The sequence below is a fragment of the Myxococcales bacterium genome, from assembly GCA_016706225.1.
In the GTDB taxonomy this organism is placed as follows: Bacteria; Myxococcota_A; Polyangia; order Polyangiales; family Polyangiaceae; genus JADJKB01.
In genome coordinates, this window is the sequence record JADJKB010000005.1 from 760,873 (window position 1) to 777,793 (window position 16,921).

Sequence of the window (16,921 nt, forward strand, 5' to 3'; positions counted from 1 at the left end):
AGAGTGGGGTGGGGTCAGTGACCGCCGCGGCCAGCTTCGTGACGAAGCCGGCCACCGGCAGCGCGCTCAGCCGCCGTCAGCGCCGCCGTCAGCGCCGCCGTCAGCTGTGGCTTCGGGAGTGATCCAGAGCTCGGTTTGCTCCCCGAAGTAGGCGTGGTTTCGCGGTCCGGTCCCGTCCCACAGGTCGAAGTGGCCGGTGTACGCGGTGCTCCCGCTGATGGTGAACTTGATGATGCCCTTCTTGCCGACGAAATCGTCTGGGTTGCTGCTGACGATGTCGGGTTTGCCGACTCGCGTGCGCAGGTACTCCGACAGCTCGCGCACGCGGAAGGCGTACCACTTGCCGTCGCCGCCCTTGACCACGTTCATGGGCTTGGCTTTTGTCGGACTCGGGACCTCGAAGCCGCCGTAGTTCAAGGCGCGGCTCACGCGAACCGTGCAGGTGTTGCTGATCCACGCGGCGTCGACCGAGCCGCCGATCAGCTTCTTCACCGTTGAAGCCCCGCCCATGGGGTAGGCGTCCCACATGCCCTCCAGCGGCGGCAGCTTGCGGGGCGAGTCGCCCTTGCCGAGGTCCGGCATCTCGAAGCTCATGTCCATGGGGTCGAGTGCCTCTTCTTCGCCGTCGTCGAACGCAGCGTCATCCGCGACGTTGCTGGTGCAGCCCGCCAGAAGCAGCATGAACGAGCAGGCCACCATGCACCCGAGAGCGCTCACGGAAGATCGGCGAGCACGCGGCCCGAAGCGCCGTCGTGCGGCGAAGGCGCCGGCCAACGCGAGGCTGACCAGCCAGGCAAAGCTGAACTTCGTGCCGGCGGGCGCCCCGACTGCACAGCCGTTCGCCTGGCTGGCGGCGGGGCCGCTCTCGACCGCGGCCAGTCCAGCCGCGTCTTCCTTGCCGTCGGCGCTGACCCGTGTGATTCGGATGGCGTCCGCCAGGAGTTGCCGCGTCGGCAGCAGGCTCTCCCAGGTGTTGTCGTCCAGGCGCAGCGACTGCCCTGCGCCCTTCGCAAAATCGAAGCTGCCGAGCTTCTGCCAGCCGTCCTTGGCGTTCTGATCGACGCTGACGGTCGAGGTCTTCGTGCCGTGCGAAAGGGTGTACTTGGCCTTTTTCGACAGCGTGTATCCGGTGGTTTTCATCGTATATACCTCCACGTCGTAACGGCCGGCCTCTGCGAAGCCGAGCTCCCAAGTCGCTTGATTCGTCGGTTTGTGAGCGCTCTTCACGTGCATCCACGAGCGGCTGCCGGCGTGCCCGTCTTCGACCAGGTGCCAGTTCATGGCTGGGCCGAGGCGCTTGAAACACACGTCGTCGTCCTCGACGACGCGTCCCTGGGCCGGGATCACCGCGCAGGTCTTGCAGTCTTCGGCGCACGTTGCTGGTGACTCGTCGCCATTGCAGGCACCGTCGCCACACTGCACGTCTTCGACAGTTGTGCTGGTGATGACGGTGCCGACCGCCAGGTCTTCCGTCCCGTCGAGCGGCTCGGGCACGACGGAGCTACCCGAGAGCGAGCCACCAGTGCCCGTTCCGCCGATCTGGGCATCACGGTGGATGGCCCAGTGCAGGTGCGGTCGCTCGAAGTTCGTGCAGCTCAGCGAGCTGTCGCACGAGCTACCCAACGTGCCAAGCTGCTGGCCAACCCTCACCAGCATGCCCTCGCTCACCGCGATCGAGTCGAGGTGCGCGTACACGCTGTGGTAGGTGTGACCGTCCCCGAGATCGTGCTCGAGCACGATGCGCTGGCCGTAGTTACGCCAGTTCGAAGTGGCCCACCCCGACCTCAGAACCTTGCCCGCGAGCGGGGCGAGCACCGGGAGCCCCTTGCCGGAGTTGGGCTCGCCGGCGATGATCAAGTCGAGCGCGTAGTAGTCGTTGGCCTTCCAGGACGAGGCCGTGTAGACGTGGAGTCCCGAGCCAGCGTTCGGACCAAAGCCCGCGATCACCTCGATGTCGTACCCAGCAGGGAAGGGCAGGCTGAGCTCGACGCCCGAGGGGAAGGCCACGGCACCTTGGAGGGGCGACGTCAGCGCCCCCGCATCCGACACCCACGACACCGTGCCGAGCAGCGCCAGAGCGCCGATCACCCCGAACTTCGTCGACGTAAGCAGCTCCCGGTCCATGAGTGCTACTTTTGCCTACATGACGCCTCTGGGTCATTGACCAGGGCGGACAGTCTATTGACCCGAGCGACCGGCACCGACCCATCGGGTCTGCGAAGCGCCCGAACCAGCCCGCCGCCTCAGAAGTTGTAGGCGACTTCGTACGGGATGCACGACGAGGTCGTGTTGCCCTTCACGCGGATGTAGACGCTGGCTGAATCCGAGACCGACGCGCAGTCGAGCAGGATCTCCGCGGCCCCGGCGCTCGACGTACAGCAACCCTTCATCGTGCCTTCCGTCGCCGGCACGCCCTTCGCGCAGCTCTTGAAACCGTCCGACTTGTCCGTGCACGCGGCGAACACACACGCCTGAATGCCGGTGGTCTTGGTGGAGATCGCCGGGCTGACGACGCAAAACCCGTCTGTGCCGGTGAACTTGAAGAAGTCCACATCGCCCCCCGCCTTGACCACGCCTGCGACCGAGCTGCCCGAGGCGTCGCAGTCGTTGATGGTGCACAACGTCGTCGGGCAGGCCGAGCTCGCGGTAGTCGGCGTGTTGTTGGGCTCGGGACCGGGATCGGTGCATGTAGTGCAAGCGCTGCCGTTGCACGTGCCCCCGCACTCGCAGCTGAGCAGCCCATTGCAGTTCTTGAGGCCGCTCGCACACTTCACGCATTTCGAGGCCGAACACTGGTAGTCCGCGTTGCCGCACTCGAACGCCTTGGCCCCCGTGCATTGAGGTGCCGTGCCGCCCGTTCCGCCCGATGTGCCACCGGTTCCACCGCCGCCTGACCCGCCCGAACCGCCTGATCCGGGGATGCTGCACGTCGCGCAGCCGAGGGTGTTGACCGAGACGACGCACATCGGGTGCCAGGACGTGCTGCAGCAGTAAGGCTCTTGGTTACAGACGCACGCCTCGACCTTCGAGTTCGAACATCCCGGCGACGATGACGGGGTGCAACAATCGTTCGTGGAGGCGCCGCCGCTGCCGCTCGCGCCGCCGGCGCCGCTCGCGCCGCCGGCGCCGCTCGCGCCCGCAGCGCCGCCCGAGACTGTCCCGGAGCTGCCACCGTTGCCGCCCACGGCCCCGCTGCCCGAGTAGCCAGCAAATCCCGAGACGCCGCCGAAGCTCTGGCCCGCCGAGCCACCTCCGCCGCTGGGATCTTCGACCTCGTCGCCCCCAGCGCATCCCCACCCGATGAACGGTGTTGCGAGCGCCAGGCCCAGGACTCGCGTGAGCCTCACGCCTTCACGATACCATCCTCGAGGCTGGGGGGTAGGATTGGAATCACGGAATCGCCAGCCGCAAGCGCGCAATCGAGGCGGCTCACCAACGTTCAAAACAACGAGTACTTGAAGTTGGCGACGCCCACGGCCGTCTTGAACAGGTCGAGCAGGCTCTCTGGAGGGTTGGGCTCGTTGCAGCGCATCGTCATCCGACCGCTGAGCTCGTGGCTCTGGCCGCCCATCAGCTTCGGGAACGTGACGGTGCGCTTGCTCGTCACGTCCACTTGGCCCGAGTCGCGCGCCAGCGACGTCGCGCCGATTTCGGCGAACTCGTCCGCGGCCTTGGTGCTCGGCAGTGGGCCCGAGCCGGCCTCGCTCGCGGTCTCGCCGATGTCAGCGAGCGCGTCACTCTTGCCTTCGCAGCCTTTCAGCGCCAGCGCCCAGGCCGTGCTCCGGGCTTCGTCCATTGCGTGGAGTTTGGCGGCATGGAACCTCAGCGCGGACCATGCACATGCGAACACCATCACCATGAACACGGCGACCACCGCCGCCTCCACCATCGCGGCGCCGCGCTCCCGACGTCCGCGCGCACTCGATCGGCTCCGCATGTCGGTGCTGGTGTGCAAGGCGTCTGCCAACCCGCGATTGGCCATTGCCTGCCTGCTTCCCGCGCTAATTCTCACGCCTTGGGCGAGCGCAGCCTGACGCCGTGGGGCCCGACGCGACCCGGGCTAGCTGGTCGAAATCACGGCCGCCCAGCGCCGAATTGGTCAGTGTGCGAGTGTCAGAACATGTCGCTGACACTGCGCGTTGACGCGTCTTCGCCGTATGCGAGCTGCGGCTCGTGCTCGTAGCGCTCGCTGATCCGTCAGGCCTCCGGCAAGGTTCGTGCAGCAAACCCGTGGTATCCTCGTGTTGGAACGCCTCCTGCTTCGGGGCGTCGGCACTCCCCATGGATCTCGGACCGTTGCTTCGTCCCCGCGCTGGCCTGCTCGCGCTGGTCCTCTGCCTGGCTGCGTGCTCGACGCCCGGGAACCACGAGGGCGGAGAGGACCTCGGCGCGGTCGAGCTGCGCGCGAGCGGCACCAAGCTCGTGGCCAGCAGCTGGGTGAAGCTCTGGAGCGATCTCCCCAAAGATCGCAGTGGGCTCGCGCACTACCGCGCTTGTCTGGGTGAGCCGTTCAAATACACGCTGGCCTTTCGCAACAAAGGCGACGCCATCTGGCGTGACGAACCCGGTCGGGGAAAGGAACCCGGTAGCGACGTCTTCCTCGAGACCGCGAACGGGAAGAAGGACACGCTGGCCGGCAAGAACCGCTTCAGCCTGCGTTGGAACAGCAACGACTGGGTGCGCGGTGACCGCAAAGCGCGGGAGTGCACGGTCGACCGAGGCTGTCGTAGGACGCGCTCGGTTCACGACGGCATCAGCGCGACGGCTCCGGCCAAACCTGGTGTGTACAAGTCACGCTGGCGCTTGCGGGACTACAGCCGTGCATGGGACAAGCCTCGTGGCTTCGGGCCGAAGGTCGAGCTCCGCGTCCGCGTGCAATGGTGCCCCGAGGCGGGTGAGTGCGCGTGCAACGTCACCTGCTCCGATGGGACCAAGAGTGTGCTCTGGCTCAACGAGGGTGACGACTACCAGTGCAAGAACAGCGCGGACTACGCCTGCTGGCCCGCTGCTGCGACCCAGCATCAGTTCGTGCCGTGCGTCGCGCCTTTGGACGGCGGAGCGGGTAGCGGCGGGAGCTCCGGCGCGGTGAATGCCGACGAACCTCCGGACGGCCCCGGGTACTGGATCACGGACTCCGACGACGTCGTCGGTGTGGGTGGTTCTGGGGGCACAGGCGGCTCGGGCGGCTCCGGCTCGGTCGAGTGGTGGGCCGATGGAGACGACCCCGGGGTCGGGGATGACGTCCCGGACGATCCGGACTACGAGCCCGACGGCTTCGATGGCGTGGCGGAAGAATTCGAGCCAGGCGTCGTTTCGGCGGACGACTCGGGCTGCGCGCTGTCTCCACGCCCTTCGGCGCCGCTCGCGCTGGTGTGCCTCACCGCGGCCGGAGCGCTTCTGCTGCGCAAGCGCCGCTCAAAAAGCAAACTCTAGCGCCGTGCGCACGCCGTTCGGGTGGGGCCAGATCCCCAGCCGGGCACCGGGACGCCGGCTCGCGGGCGCGCCCTCTCTCGGCTCGTCACTCCGCTCCGTGAAGTAGAAGTACGCGGCTCCGCCAAAGGCCAGCGCTGCAATCGCAAGGGACACGTCGGCCCGGGTGAAGTCGGCTCGAACTGCGTCGACGTCGTCCGGAGCGCACTCCCCCTTGCAGGCCTTCAGATCACTTCGTCCACTCAGGCCCTTGACCCCGAAGTAAGAGAAGCTGAGCAACCCGACGGCGCCGACACCCGCGAGCACGTAGCTGATGACGGCAGGGCTGGAGGCTTGGGTGGGGGCGCCGGCTTCAGCCGAGAGCTCGAGCTCGACGCGGCGGTTCTTCTCGCCCTGACGGATCGTGAGCGTCTGCGTAACCGGCGGCCGTCCCGGCGCTTCGACGCGGAACACACGCTGGCCGGGGTCCACCTCCAGGGCCGCGCCGTTCAGCGAAGTTGCCAGGACCTCGTCGTCGACCAGCACCCGGACATCCGAGAGCTCCTTGCCGCCGGAGCTGACGCTCACGACCACGGTCGGCATGCCGCGTTCGACCTCGGCCAGCCAGGACGAACAATCGGCACGCAGGAGCGCAGGACACTCCGGCTCGACACAGACCAGAAGCTCCTTGCGCGATGTGCGCAGCTTTCCCGAGTTCTTGTCCTGCTGTGCCGCCTCGTACGCCCGGAGGCACCCCGCCTTGTCCGCGGCGCGTGCCGCGGGCGCCCACACAACTGCGGCGGCGATCGAGAGCAGAAACGTTGCGAGCCTCGCGCCCATCCGGCCCCGTTATTCTCCGCCCGCCGCGAGGCCGCAACCCGCTGCTGCTTTGGCTGTGCCGCGCCGACCGCGGTAGAGTCGGCTGGGAATGGCCGACGTCACCGAAACCCGCCAGGGACCTGGAGAGCTCGCAGGCTCGAGGCCCATCACCGGTGTCGTGATCCTGTTCTGCGAGGAGCGCGAGCTCGCTTCGCCTCGCTCCCTCGCCGTCACGTCGCGGTGCCGCCTGGGTCGTGATCCGCAGGTTGCCCTTCAGCTGGAAGACTCGCAGGTTTCGCGGGAGCACGCCGAGCTCGCGCCGGCAGCCGGGGGTGTCCACGTCAGCGATCTCGGCAGTCGCAACGGGACCTATGTCGACGAAGAGCGGGTCGGTGAGGCCGGGGCGTTCGCACGGGTGGGCTCGTGCATCCGCTGCGGGAAGACCTTGCTCACGGTCGTGGAGGACGTGGAGCTCTTCCGCAAGAACCCACAGTCCACGCTGCCTCCGCTCGTGGGCAGCGCGCGCATCGCAGAGGTGAAGCGCCTGGTCGGGACGGTCGGCCCGTTCGCGCATCCGGTGCTCGTGCTCGGCGAGACCGGCACCGGCAAGGAGCGCGTCGCCGAGGCGGTGCATGCGGCAAGCGGGCGAACCGGCCCCTTCGTTCCCGTGAACTCCAGCGCCATTCCCAGCGAGCTCGTGGAGTCGGAGCTCTTCGGCCACGCTCGCGGTGCGTTCTCTGGCTCACACCAGGCGCGCACAGGCCTGTTCCGTTCGGCGGACGGGGGCACGTTGTTCCTGGATGAGATCGCCGACCTGCCGCTGACCGCGCAGGCCAAACTCCTGAGAGCGATCGAGACGGGTGAGATCCGGAGTGTCGGCGACGATCGCGTGGGCACCGTGGATGTTCGAGTCGTGTCGGCCACGAATGCCGACCTCGATGCTCTCGCGCAAAGTGGCCGCTTTCGCAGCGACCTGCTGCACCGCATCTCGATGTGGCGCGTCACGCTGCCCCCACTCAGGGAGCGGGTCGAGGATGTGCCCTTGCTCGCGGCACATTTCCGACCGCCCGACTCCCCTGGATTCTCGGTGGAGGCGATGGCGCGGCTGGTCCTCTGGCGCTGGCCTGGCAACGTGCGCGAGCTTCGCTCCGCCGTGTTCACGGCAGCAGCGCGCGCTGCTGCGGACCGGGCGGAGCAGATCCTGGTGGGGCACCTGCCGCCGGAGATTGCCCGCGGCGGAGGGCAGCGGAGCGCGCCCCCTGCCGCGCTGGACGAGGAGGCCGTCTTTCGCACACGGGTCGAGACGGCGCTCTCGCTCAGGGCCGGCAACGTCGCGCAGGTGGCGCGCGATCTCGGCTGCAGCCGCCCGTGGTTGTATCAGGAGCTCAAACGCCTGGGCATCGACGTCAACGCCCATCGCAAACGATGACCCACCGCCGTCTCCGCGTTCTCCTCGCACTTGGGGTTTCCAGCACACTCGCGGCGTGCACGCTCGTGTTTTCCCTCGATGACTACGCGGCGCCGACGCTCGCCGTTTGCTCGAGCTGCGCTGCCAATCGCTGTCAGTGCGCGCCGAACGCGCCGACGGGCTTCGACTACGCACGCCTGCGCGTGCCGGCGAAGACCGAGGACGTGTGCCCGAGCGGCACCGTCGCCGGTGTTGCCATGGGCCAGGGGGTGGAGGATGACGGCTGCGAGTGCGCGTGCGACAGCCCGGCTGCGGGAGCTGCGTGCAGTTTGGCGATCTTCGCCGGCAAGGGCTGCAAAGGGTCTCCCGTTCAGAGCATCGCGCTCGGCGCCTGCACCGCGCTCGGCACGAGCGGAGACTCGTCCGCGGCGGTGCTCCCGGCCGCCGGCAAGGCCTGCCCCGTGCATGCAACGCTCCGCCCTCCGGCTTTCACCGTGTCGGTGCTCGTGTGTCTCGACCCGCTGCCCGGAGACAGCGGCTGCGACGAGCGCACGACCTGCACCGCCGCTCCCGGTCCGCCCTTCGAAGCCACCGCCTGCATCATTGCCAAGCCCGGTGCGGCGGTGTCCTGCCCCGACAGCTATTCTCACAAGTACCTCTTTGCGACAGAGTTCGACGATCAGCGCTCCTGCGACTCGTCGGCGTGTGCCTGCAGTCCGCAAGAGTGCCCGGACACCACCGTGAGCCTTTGCCAGGATCCAGCGTGCCAGGCCAGCTGCGGAGTCTCCGGCCAGAATTTCCTCAACTGCAAGGACTTCGCCGGGCTCACTCACGGTCAAGTCGTCAGCGACGGAAAGACGGTTGGCAAATGTGAAGCCAGCGGCGAGGCGACCAGCTCGGGCAGCGTCGCGACCTCCGGATTGGTGACCGTGTGCTGTCGCAACGCGCTGCCCAAGGGAACGTGATCAGAAACACTCCGGCTTCGGCACCTTCACACGACCGCGGTAGGTGAAGGGCGGCTCACAGGCGCTCTTGCCTTTGAGTCCCGCGGGGCCCTTTGCGCTCGGTTTGGGCGAGCTTTGGGTCGGCGGTGCCGTCGAAGCGGAACCAGCGACCGATGCCGATTCCGCGGGCACGGGCGGCGCGAACGGCGGCGTGAGCGAGGGCGCAGCGACCGCGAATCCGCCGCCCGCGGCGGCGGGTAGGCTCGAGCTGCTCGGCCCGGCGGGCGCGTCGCTTCGGGCGCGGGCCGCCAGAACGACGAGCACGATGGCGCAAAACAGCACGGCGCCGAGCAGCGACCCGGTCAGCGCCAACCACAAGCGGTCCCGCTTCGGAGCTTCCTCGGTGGATGGCCGCATCACCGTCATGTCACTGGTCACGAGCGACGTGCTCGACCGGGCGTCGTTGTGCTCGGTCGCAGCCGCGGTGGCCTCGCTCACACCAGCCACGGGCGCCGGTTGTGGCTCGGCGAGTGCTTGCTCACCCGCCTCGATGCGTGCCACCCGCTCGGCGCGCTCCGCGAGCGCCTTGCCCGCCACCCGCTGCACCCAGTCGGCGACTGCTCGTTGCGAGGCTGGGGTCAGCGCATGCTCGAGCGCCAGCGCGAAGTCCCGCGCCGTCTGGAAACGCAGCGCTGGGTCGCCCGCGATGGCCTTCATCACGACCGCGTCCAGCTCCGCCGGCACCTCGGGCACCAGCATGCGGACCGACTGTTTTGCGCCGTTCTTCACCAGCTCGAAGATCTGAGCGTCGCCCTCGCCCAGGAACAGCCGCTGCCCCGTCAACAGCTCCCACGCCACCACGCCCGCGGAGTAGACGTCCGTGCGGCGATCGACGTTCGCACCGCTGAGCTGCTCCGGTGACATGTAGCTCGGCTTGCCCTTGACCTCCCCGATCCGGGTCGTGGCCAGGCGCTCCGCCGCGTGCGCGATTCCGAAATCGAGCACGCGCGCGAGGCCGTCCTCACCCACCATGACGTTCTGCGGAGAGACGTCACGGTGCACGATCGAGAGCGGCCCTCCGGTCTCGCTCTTGGCCTCGTGCGCCGCGTGCAACCCGGTCAGTGCCCCGACCAGGATCGCGCACACGACGTCAGCCGGAATGCGGGCCTCGGATTGCCGCCCGGCGCGCCAGAGTGACGAGAGCGACTCGCCGGCCACGTAGTCGAGCACGATGAAGAGCTCCGTGGGCAACGAGACGACATCGAGGATCGGCACCACGTTGGGGTGCCTCACCCGGGCCGCCAGCCGCGCCTCGTCGAGGAACATCGATACGAACTCCGCTTCGAGCGCGAGGTGCGGGTGCAGGCGCTTGATGGCGACGATGCGCGAGAAGCCCACCGGACCCACCATCCGGGCCAGGTGTACCTGGGCCATGCCGCCCTGAGCGATGGACTCGAACAGCAGGTAGCGCCCGACGCGTTCCGGCCGGGCGGTGGCAGCGGGCAGCGGCGCCGAGCTACTCACGCTCGAAGCTCCAACAACACCCGAGCCAGCCTAGCACTCCTGCCCCAAACCCGGCTCGGGTGTCAGACACCTGTCAGACACCCGAGCTGGCAAGAACAGCGGGAAAACTGCCGGTTCTGCGCTCCCCGGGGTGTCAGCGCCGACAACGGGGGTTCGGGGCGATGTCGGCGCTTTTCTCGGGGCTTTTTGTTGGAACGGCACCTGCAAGCTCACCTGCCGGAGGTTCACCGTCATGTTCCGTCTCGCCACTCGACTCGCCGCGCCCATCCGCGTGCTCCTCGGCCTCTGCCTGGTCGTGGTCGCCGCGCTCGCCGGCTGTGCGATGCCGCTCGGTGATGGCGAGCACGAGGCCTGCGAGCTCGAGCCGCAGACGCTCTCCTCGGAGCCGGCGGGGCTCGAGGAGGACGTCGGCGTGGCGCAGGAGGAGCTGTCCTCCCACTCCTGCAAGATGTCCGGCGCCACGGGCTACAGCTCGGGGCATGCCTTCGACATCAAGGTCGTCAGCGTCGACAGCAACAGGGTCGAATGGAAGACCGCCAACGCCTATCTACGCATGGCCCAGGCGGCAGCCAAGGACGGCGTTCAGATCCGCATCGTCAGCGGATTTCGCAGCATGTCGGAGCAGCAGTACCTGTACTCCTGTTACAAGAACTGCAGCTGCAACAGCTGCAATCTCGCGGCCACACCGGGCTACAGCAATCACCAGAGTGGTCACGCGCTCGATCTGAATACGAGCGCGGGCGGCGTCTACAGCTGGCTCTCGAAGCACGGCGCCAAGTACGGGTTCAAGCGCACGGTTCCCAGCGAAATCTGGCACTGGGAGTGGTGGGGCGACGACCCCGGTATCGGTCCGTGCAACGGTGGCACCGTCAAGGCAAAGCTCACGAAGCGTTGGAGCAGCGCCAAGCGCCATCGCGGCAAGAAAGCCAACTACACCGTGTGCGCGGGTGACAGGTTCAAGTTCAGCTTCACCTTCAAGAACAAAGGCACTGCCACTTGGCACGACGTGGACGGCCGCGGTCGGAAGGTCGGCAGCGACGTGTTCCTGGTCACGGCCAACGGCAAGACGGACAAACTGACCGGCAAGAAGCGCTTCTCGGTCAAGCTCAACAAGAACGCCCACGTGCACGGTGACCGTAAGGCGAAGGACTGCAGCACCAAGGATGGTTGCCGGCGCACGACCTTCATCAAGGGTGCGATCGAGGCCATGGCGCCGAAGAAGCCAGGCATCTACCGGTCGCGTTGGCGGTTGCGCGACTACAGCAAAGCTTGGGGCAAACACTCGAAAGGGTTCGGTCCGAAGGCCCAGCTCGCGTTTCAGGTGGTGAGCTGCGACCAACCCAAGAAGGAGTGCGGTTGCCGAGTCTGGTGCACCGACGGCAAGAGCCAGAAACTGCCGGCCAACATCAGCAGCGCGGCGATGTGCAAGTCCGTCGCTCAGACCTTCTGCAAGCCGGCGGGCTACCTGGATCACAGCTTCCAGGCGTGCTCAACCGCCGGCACCGGTGGCGGTGGAGGGAAGGGTGGAGCTTCGGCCACGGATCCGTCGGCGCCGAGCGCGAGCGAAGACCCTGCGGCGGGCACCGAGCCGTCCGCGAGCGAGGAGCCCGCGGTCGAGAGTCCCGCGGCGAGTCCGGCGGACGATGAGCCCGCTGCCGAGAGCAGCGCGGGCGACGAAGGCGACGAGGACGACGACAACGGTCTGGATTCGAGCGACGACCTCGACGATGGCGTGGGCACCGAAGAGGCGGATGACGCGGACTTCGAGGACGACGACTACCCCGGCTACGACGAGACCGAGACGGTTGTGGGAGAAACGTCCGGGTGCTCGCTGTCCGGCCCGAGCAGCGGAGCACCGCTCAGTCTCGGATTCCTGGCCGTGATCGGCGCGGGGCTCTCTGTTCGCCGACGTCGCTCGCGTGACAGGGCTCGCGGCGCCGGCCGCGTCGCTCTCGGACTGCTCGCGCTCCTCGCTCTCCTGTCGTTGCCGCTCTCGGGCTGCGGCGCCGACACCCCGAGCCCCGCCCGGCGGGCCCAGATCACCGGTGACTCACCGCTGGTGCAGATGTTCCGGGATGCCGAGTCCGAGACCCGTGTGCCGGCGGAAATGCTGGCAACGATGTCCTGGCTCCAGGCGCGCCTCAGCATGAACCTGGGTGCGGCGGAGTCCGAGGCTCACGGCGCGCCGCGGGAGCACGGCTTGATGGCCATCGGCACGGGCGGGCTACGAACTCTCGACGAGGTCGCCCGCGCGGCGAAGCTCGACCCGAGCGACGTGGCGACGGATCCGCGGACCAACGTGCGCGCCGCCGCACTCTGGCTCGCCGCCGAAGCAAAGCGTCAGGGGCTCTCACCAACCACGGACCGCGAGTGGGCGTCGGTGTTGACGGCGTGGGGTGGGGACGACGTGTCGTCCGGTGTGTTGCGTTTGCTGTCCGTCGGTTGGGAAGGCAGCGACGACGACGGACACGCCGTCTCCGTCAGCGGGAGCGAAGCGGAGCTCGAGAACGCGCGAGCACAGAACGGCGTCGGCAGCGTGCAACAGGAGCTCGGCTACCCGGGCGGCAAGTGGAGCCCTGCGGCTTCTGGTAACTACACCAACGCGAGCCGCGGCAAGTCCGACATCCGATACGTCGTGATTCACACGACCCAGGGTTCGTACGCGGGCACCATCGGCTGGTTCAAGAATCCGGCTGCGAAGGTGAGCTCTCACTACGTGGTGCGCTCCCACGACGGCGCCGTGACGCAGATGGTGGATGACCGTGACATCGCCTGGCACGACGGCTGTTTCAACACCAACTCGATCGGCATCGAGCACGAGGGTTTCGTGAGCGCACCGAGCAAGTGGTACACCGAGGACCTGTACCGGTCGAGCGCGCGGCTCACGGCGTGGCTCTGCGACAAGTACGGCATCCCGAAGGATCGCAAGCACATCCTCGGCCACAGCGAGACCCCAGACTGCAGCGACCACACCGATCCGGGCTCCGGTTGGAACTGGAGTCAGTACATGAAACTCGTCGAGACCGGCGGCAAGCTGGAGACCCTCAAGGCCAAGTCCGTTCGGAAATGGAGCAGCGCGCGCCGCTACCGCGGTAAATCTGCCGACTACGTCGCCTGCGCGGGCGATGACCTGAAGCTGTCGTTCACCCTGAAGAACGTCGGCAGCGCCGTCTGGCACGACATCGACGGGCGCGGGAAGAAGGTCGGCAGCGACGTGTTCCTGGTCACGACCAGCGGCAAGCAGGACGCGCTGACCGGCCACAAGCGCTTCAGCTTGCAGAACAACCTGAACCAACATGTTCACGGCGACCGCAAGGCGAAGAACTGCAGCGACGAGAACGGTTGCCGCAAGACGACCTTTGTTGCCGGCGGCATGCACGCCAAGGCGCCCAACAAACCCGGCGTCTACCACTCACGCTGGCGCCTCCGCGACTACAGCAAGGCGTGGGGGAAGAACTCCAAGGGTTTCGGCCCCAAGCTGGATCTCAGCCTGAAGGTCGTGAGCTGCGATCAACCCAAGGGCAAGTGCGGTTGCCACGTGTGGTGCAGCGACGGCAAGGATCACCATCTGGCGGCGAGCATAGACAGCGCGGCTGAGTGCAAAGTCGTCGCGGAGAGCTTCTGCAAGCCGGCGAAGTACCTCGCCCACGGCTTCAAGGCGTGCTCCACCGCAGTCGGCGGCGGGCAGCCAGGGTCCGACCCCGCGGACGAAAACGCGGGCGGTGCGGGCGGTGCCGGGGGCTCGAGCTCGGAACCCAGCTCCGGCGGCGCGAGCGGCGGCGTGGCCGGCTCCGACACCGGCGCGGCGGGCGCCGGCGGCGACAGCGCGGAGGGCGGCGAGGCCGAGGACAACGGCTACGACGTCGACGACAGCGAGGACGATCCCGACGTGTTGCCCGTCGAGGACGACGCTGACTTCAGCGACGACGGCTTCGAGGGCGACGACGGCGCGATGCCGGAGCCCGGCTCCGACGCCGGGGGCTGCTCGGTTGCTGCGACGGGCCGGGCTCCCGAAGCGCCCTACCTCGCGCTCGGTCTCGTGGGCCTCGCGCTCGGTGTTTCCCGCCGGCGGTGCGCTCGGAAAGCAGGGCAGTGATGAGCGGCCATCGATTTGCCGCGCTGGCGCTCGCCGCGGCCGCGCTGTCTTCTCTCTCGAGCGTTGCCTGCACGGCTGAGGTCGCCGACGAGGATCTCGGGCAACGACGCGAAGAGCTCAGCGCCCCGAAGAAGGCCTTCTGCACCATCCCGGTGGACGGACGCGGCAGCAAGCAGATGGAGACGGACTACATCCCACACGTCATCACCTGCGAAAATGGCGGCGCGAGCTTGGAGGCACTCAAGGCGCAGGCCATCGCCGCTCGTTCGGTTGCGTACTACTCCATGCTCACCAAGGGAAGCATCTGCGACAGCCAAGGCTGTCAGGTCTACGGCTGCGGCGCAGCGCCTTCGGAGCGAGCGAAGCGCGCCGCCAAGGAGACCGCCGGCATGTATCTGTCGAGCGGCGGCACCCTCACCTATGCGTTCTACGTCGCGGGTGACTCGGGCGCGTCGGCCCCGGGTTGCAAGGACTTCGGCGGCTCCACCAGTCACTACGTGACGTACAACTGGGGCAAGACGGGCAAACACATCGACCAGACCTCGCTGGGCTACCAAGGCCCGCCGGGCTTCGGCCAGAACCGTGGCTGTATGAGCCAGTGGGGCGCTCGCTGTCTCGAGAACCAGCGCGACTTCAATCACCTCGAGATCCTGCGCTTTTACTACGGGCAGGACATCACCGTGAGTCAGGCCTCGGGTCCGTGTGTGACCGATGAAAAGACGCTGCGCGCCAAGCTGACCAAGAAGTGGAGCAGCGCCAAGCGTGAACGCGGCAAACACGCGGACTACATCGTCTGCGCCGGGCAGCCGTTCGCGATGACGTATTCATTCAAGAACACCGGCAGTGCGACCTGGCGCGACGTCTTGCATCGCGGCAAACCCATGGGCTCGGACGTTTTTCTGGTCACCGCCAACGGCAAGAGCGACGCGCTCACCGGTCGCAAGCGCTTCAGTCTGGCGAAGAACGCCAACTCCGAGGTGCGTGGCGATCACAAGGCAAAAAACTGCCTCACGAAGGACGGCTGCCGCAAGACCCGCTTCATCGAGGGTGGCATGGGCGCTGTCGCGCCGAAGAAGCCGGGTGTCTACAGCTCGCGCTGGCGCTTGCGCGACTACAGCAAATACTGGGGCAAGAAGTCTCACGGCTTCGGTCCCAAGGTCGAGCTGCGCGTCAAGGTCGTGGCTTGTGAGCAGCAGAAGAAAGAGTGCGGCTGCCGCGCCTGGTGCACCAATGGCAAGAGTCACGCGCTCGCCGCGAGCATCGACACGGGTTCGGCGTGTCAATCCATCGCGCAGTCCTTCTGCGGTCCCGGCAATTATCTGGATCACAGCTTCACCCCTTGCCCGAGCGGTTCGTCGGAGCCTGGTTCGAGCCCCGGTGCGGGCGGCGCGAGTAATCCTTCCGAGCCCGGTGGTGGCGCCCCGACGACGGAGCCCGGCGCGGGAGGCACGCCGAGCGGAAGCGAGTCGGGCGCGGGAGGTACGCCGAGCGGAAGCGAGTCGGGCGCGGCCCCGACCGAGGAACCCGAGGACGAGGAGCTCGACAACGGCGTCACCCCCGATGAGGGGGAGGCGGGCGACGAGGATGACGCTCCGGTGGAGGACGACGCCGACTTCACCGATGACGGCTTCGATGGTGACGCGGAGGGTGGCGTCATTCCGCTCGACGAGACCTGCGCCGTTTCGACCGCCGGCGCTGGCGCCCGCGGTTCGCTGGGGCTTCTGGGCCTCTGCCTCGGGCTCGTCGCAGTCCTTCGTCGGCGTGGTCGCAAGAGTCAAAACGAATACACTGGTTGAAGGAGACACACGATGCACTTGTCCAAGTTCGTGTTGGCGACGTCACTCTTGGTTGCTGCGTGCGGCAGCGACAGCGGGGGCGGCCCGCCCGGTGCAAGCGGTGGCGGTGGCGGCAGCGGTGGCACCGGCGCGACGGCGGGCGACGGCGGTCTGCCGGAGGCGTATGCGCCCGAGCCGGGGGTGTGTCGCGCGCTGTGCTGTGCCGATACGGATTGTGGGGACGGACTGAAGTGCGAAGCGTTCGATGCCAAGGCCGGCACCCTCGGTGTTTGCGCCGGCAGCGCCGAGGGCGGAAGCGTGAACCCCGAGGCCGGTGCCCCCAGCTTTCCCGAGAGCTGCTGGACGTTGACCAAGCCGGAGTGCAACCCCCTCACCAACGAAGCCTGCGCCGCAGGTGGCGCGTGCGACATCGGTGGTCAGGGCGATCCCGACACCAAGCCCGTCGTCAGCTGTTACTACGACGACAACATCCAGGGCCCCGGCGAGATCTGCGACAACGTCGACGGACCCTTCTGTGTGCCGGGCTACCACTGCGCACCGAAGTGAGGCAGTGTCGCGAGGACGTCGCTGCGACGCCCTCGCGCTCGCCCCTCGCCCCGCGCCGCGCCCGGACTCTCCCACCAGCGAGACTCGAGCGCTGAACGCGCTGCGGGTGAGGCTGAAGGCGACCGCTCCCGCCGCCGCTGCGTCGCCGCTCACCCGCCGGCGGCTTCAGTTGATGCTCACGCGGAACGCAGTGAGCTTGGCGCCTGCGAGAGCCGGTGAGGTGAAGCGGAGCGACCACGCGCCCAACGCTTACATTGGCGCCTTCGTCATTCACTCCGCGGACGTTTGCCCCTGACGCGCGGGAAGCTCGACCGGCACAGCGTGAGAACCTCGCGCTCCGTGCTACGCTCCACCGGTGTCTAGCAGGGGTCGAGATGCC

At 67.7% G+C, this 16,921-nt stretch carries 11 protein-coding genes; 6 read left to right on the forward strand and 5 right to left on the reverse strand.

Annotation, left to right across the window (positions count from 1 at the left end; translation table 11 throughout):
- Positions 1–66: 66 nt before the first annotated feature.
- The 3 genes from IPI67_11110 to IPI67_11120 form a co-directional block, all read right to left on the reverse strand.
- The gene (locus IPI67_11110; protein MBK7580744.1) at positions 67–2,124 is read right to left on the reverse strand and encodes a peptidoglycan DD-metalloendopeptidase family protein; all 2,058 of its coding nucleotides are present in this window, start codon (positions 2,122–2,124) and stop codon (positions 67–69) included.
- A 119-nt stretch (positions 2,125–2,243) separates the two neighbouring features.
- Positions 2,244–3,347, reverse strand: a complete 1,104-nt coding sequence (locus tag IPI67_11115; protein MBK7580745.1) for a hypothetical protein — start codon at positions 3,345–3,347, stop codon at positions 2,244–2,246.
- 92 nt (positions 3,348–3,439) lie between these two features.
- Positions 3,440–3,982 carry a hypothetical protein gene (locus IPI67_11120; GenBank protein MBK7580746.1) on the reverse strand — a complete coding sequence of 181 codons (543 nt, stop codon included), beginning with the start codon at positions 3,980–3,982 and terminating at the stop codon, positions 3,440–3,442.
- A 299-nt stretch (positions 3,983–4,281) separates the two neighbouring features.
- On the opposite strand from IPI67_11120, the gene IPI67_11125 reads away from it, so the two are divergent.
- On the forward strand, positions 4,282–5,433 hold the full coding sequence (locus IPI67_11125; GenBank protein MBK7580747.1) for a hypothetical protein: 1,152 nt from the start codon (positions 4,282–4,284) through the stop codon (positions 5,431–5,433).
- Here the strand turns inward: IPI67_11125 and IPI67_11130 are convergent.
- Positions 5,416–6,249, reverse strand: coding sequence for a hypothetical protein (locus IPI67_11130; protein ID MBK7580748.1), 834 nt, complete (start codon positions 6,247–6,249; stop codon positions 5,416–5,418). The genes IPI67_11125 and IPI67_11130 overlap by 18 nt on opposite strands.
- Positions 6,250–6,337: 88 nt before the next feature.
- On the opposite strand from IPI67_11130, the gene IPI67_11135 reads away from it, so the two are divergent.
- Positions 6,338–7,657: a sigma 54-interacting transcriptional regulator gene (locus tag IPI67_11135; GenBank protein ID MBK7580749.1), complete on the forward strand. Its 1,320-nt coding sequence runs from the start codon at positions 6,338–6,340 to the stop codon at positions 7,655–7,657.
- Positions 7,654–8,601 carry a hypothetical protein gene (locus tag IPI67_11140; protein MBK7580750.1) on the forward strand — a complete coding sequence of 316 codons (948 nt, stop codon included), beginning with the start codon at positions 7,654–7,656 and terminating at the stop codon, positions 8,599–8,601. Before IPI67_11135 ends, IPI67_11140 begins: the two co-directional genes overlap by 4 nt.
- On the opposite strand, the gene IPI67_11145 is transcribed toward IPI67_11140, so the two are convergent.
- The gene (locus tag IPI67_11145) at positions 8,602–10,104 is read right to left on the reverse strand and encodes a protein kinase (GenBank protein ID MBK7580751.1); all 1,503 of its coding nucleotides are present in this window, start codon (positions 10,102–10,104) and stop codon (positions 8,602–8,604) included.
- 232 nt (positions 10,105–10,336) lie between these two features.
- On the opposite strand from IPI67_11145, the gene IPI67_11150 reads away from it, so the two are divergent.
- Genes IPI67_11150 through IPI67_11160 form a run of 3 tightly spaced genes read left to right on the forward strand, consistent with a single transcriptional unit; the run spans position 10,337 to position 16,542 of the window.
- On the forward strand, positions 10,337–14,200 hold the full coding sequence (locus IPI67_11150; GenBank protein ID MBK7580752.1) for an N-acetylmuramoyl-L-alanine amidase: 3,864 nt from the start codon (positions 10,337–10,339) through the stop codon (positions 14,198–14,200).
- Positions 14,200–15,996 (forward strand): hypothetical protein, encoded by a 1,797-nt coding sequence (locus IPI67_11155; protein ID MBK7580753.1) that lies wholly within the window; start codon positions 14,200–14,202, stop codon positions 15,994–15,996. Before IPI67_11150 ends, IPI67_11155 begins: the two co-directional genes overlap by 1 nt.
- A gap of 12 nt (positions 15,997–16,008) precedes the next feature.
- On the forward strand, positions 16,009–16,542 hold the full coding sequence (locus IPI67_11160) for a hypothetical protein (GenBank protein MBK7580754.1): 534 nt from the start codon (positions 16,009–16,011) through the stop codon (positions 16,540–16,542).
- Positions 16,543–16,921: the final 379 nt, after the last annotated feature.

What these genes read in the sequence shown, in the direction of transcription:
- IPI67_11110 (MBK7580744.1), bottom strand. Translation starts at nt 2,124, where the DNA reads ATGGACCGGGAGCTGCTTACGTCGACGAAGTTCGGGGTGATCGGCGCT.
- IPI67_11120 (MBK7580746.1), bottom strand. Translation starts at nt 3,982, where the DNA reads ATGGCCAATCGCGGGTTGGCAGACGCCTTGCACACCAGCACCGACATG.
- IPI67_11125 (MBK7580747.1), top strand. Translation starts at nt 4,282, where the DNA reads ATGGATCTCGGACCGTTGCTTCGTCCCCGCGCTGGCCTGCTCGCGCTG.
- IPI67_11130 (MBK7580748.1), bottom strand. Translation starts at nt 6,249, where the DNA reads ATGGGCGCGAGGCTCGCAACGTTTCTGCTCTCGATCGCCGCCGCAGTT.
- IPI67_11135 (MBK7580749.1), top strand. Translation starts at nt 6,338, where the DNA reads ATGGCCGACGTCACCGAAACCCGCCAGGGACCTGGAGAGCTCGCAGGC.
- IPI67_11140 (MBK7580750.1), top strand. Translation starts at nt 7,654, where the DNA reads ATGACCCACCGCCGTCTCCGCGTTCTCCTCGCACTTGGGGTTTCCAGC.
- IPI67_11150 (MBK7580752.1), top strand. Translation starts at nt 10,337, where the DNA reads ATGTTCCGTCTCGCCACTCGACTCGCCGCGCCCATCCGCGTGCTCCTC.
- IPI67_11155 (MBK7580753.1), top strand. Translation starts at nt 14,200, where the DNA reads ATGAGCGGCCATCGATTTGCCGCGCTGGCGCTCGCCGCGGCCGCGCTG.
- IPI67_11160 (MBK7580754.1), top strand. Translation starts at nt 16,009, where the DNA reads ATGCACTTGTCCAAGTTCGTGTTGGCGACGTCACTCTTGGTTGCTGCG.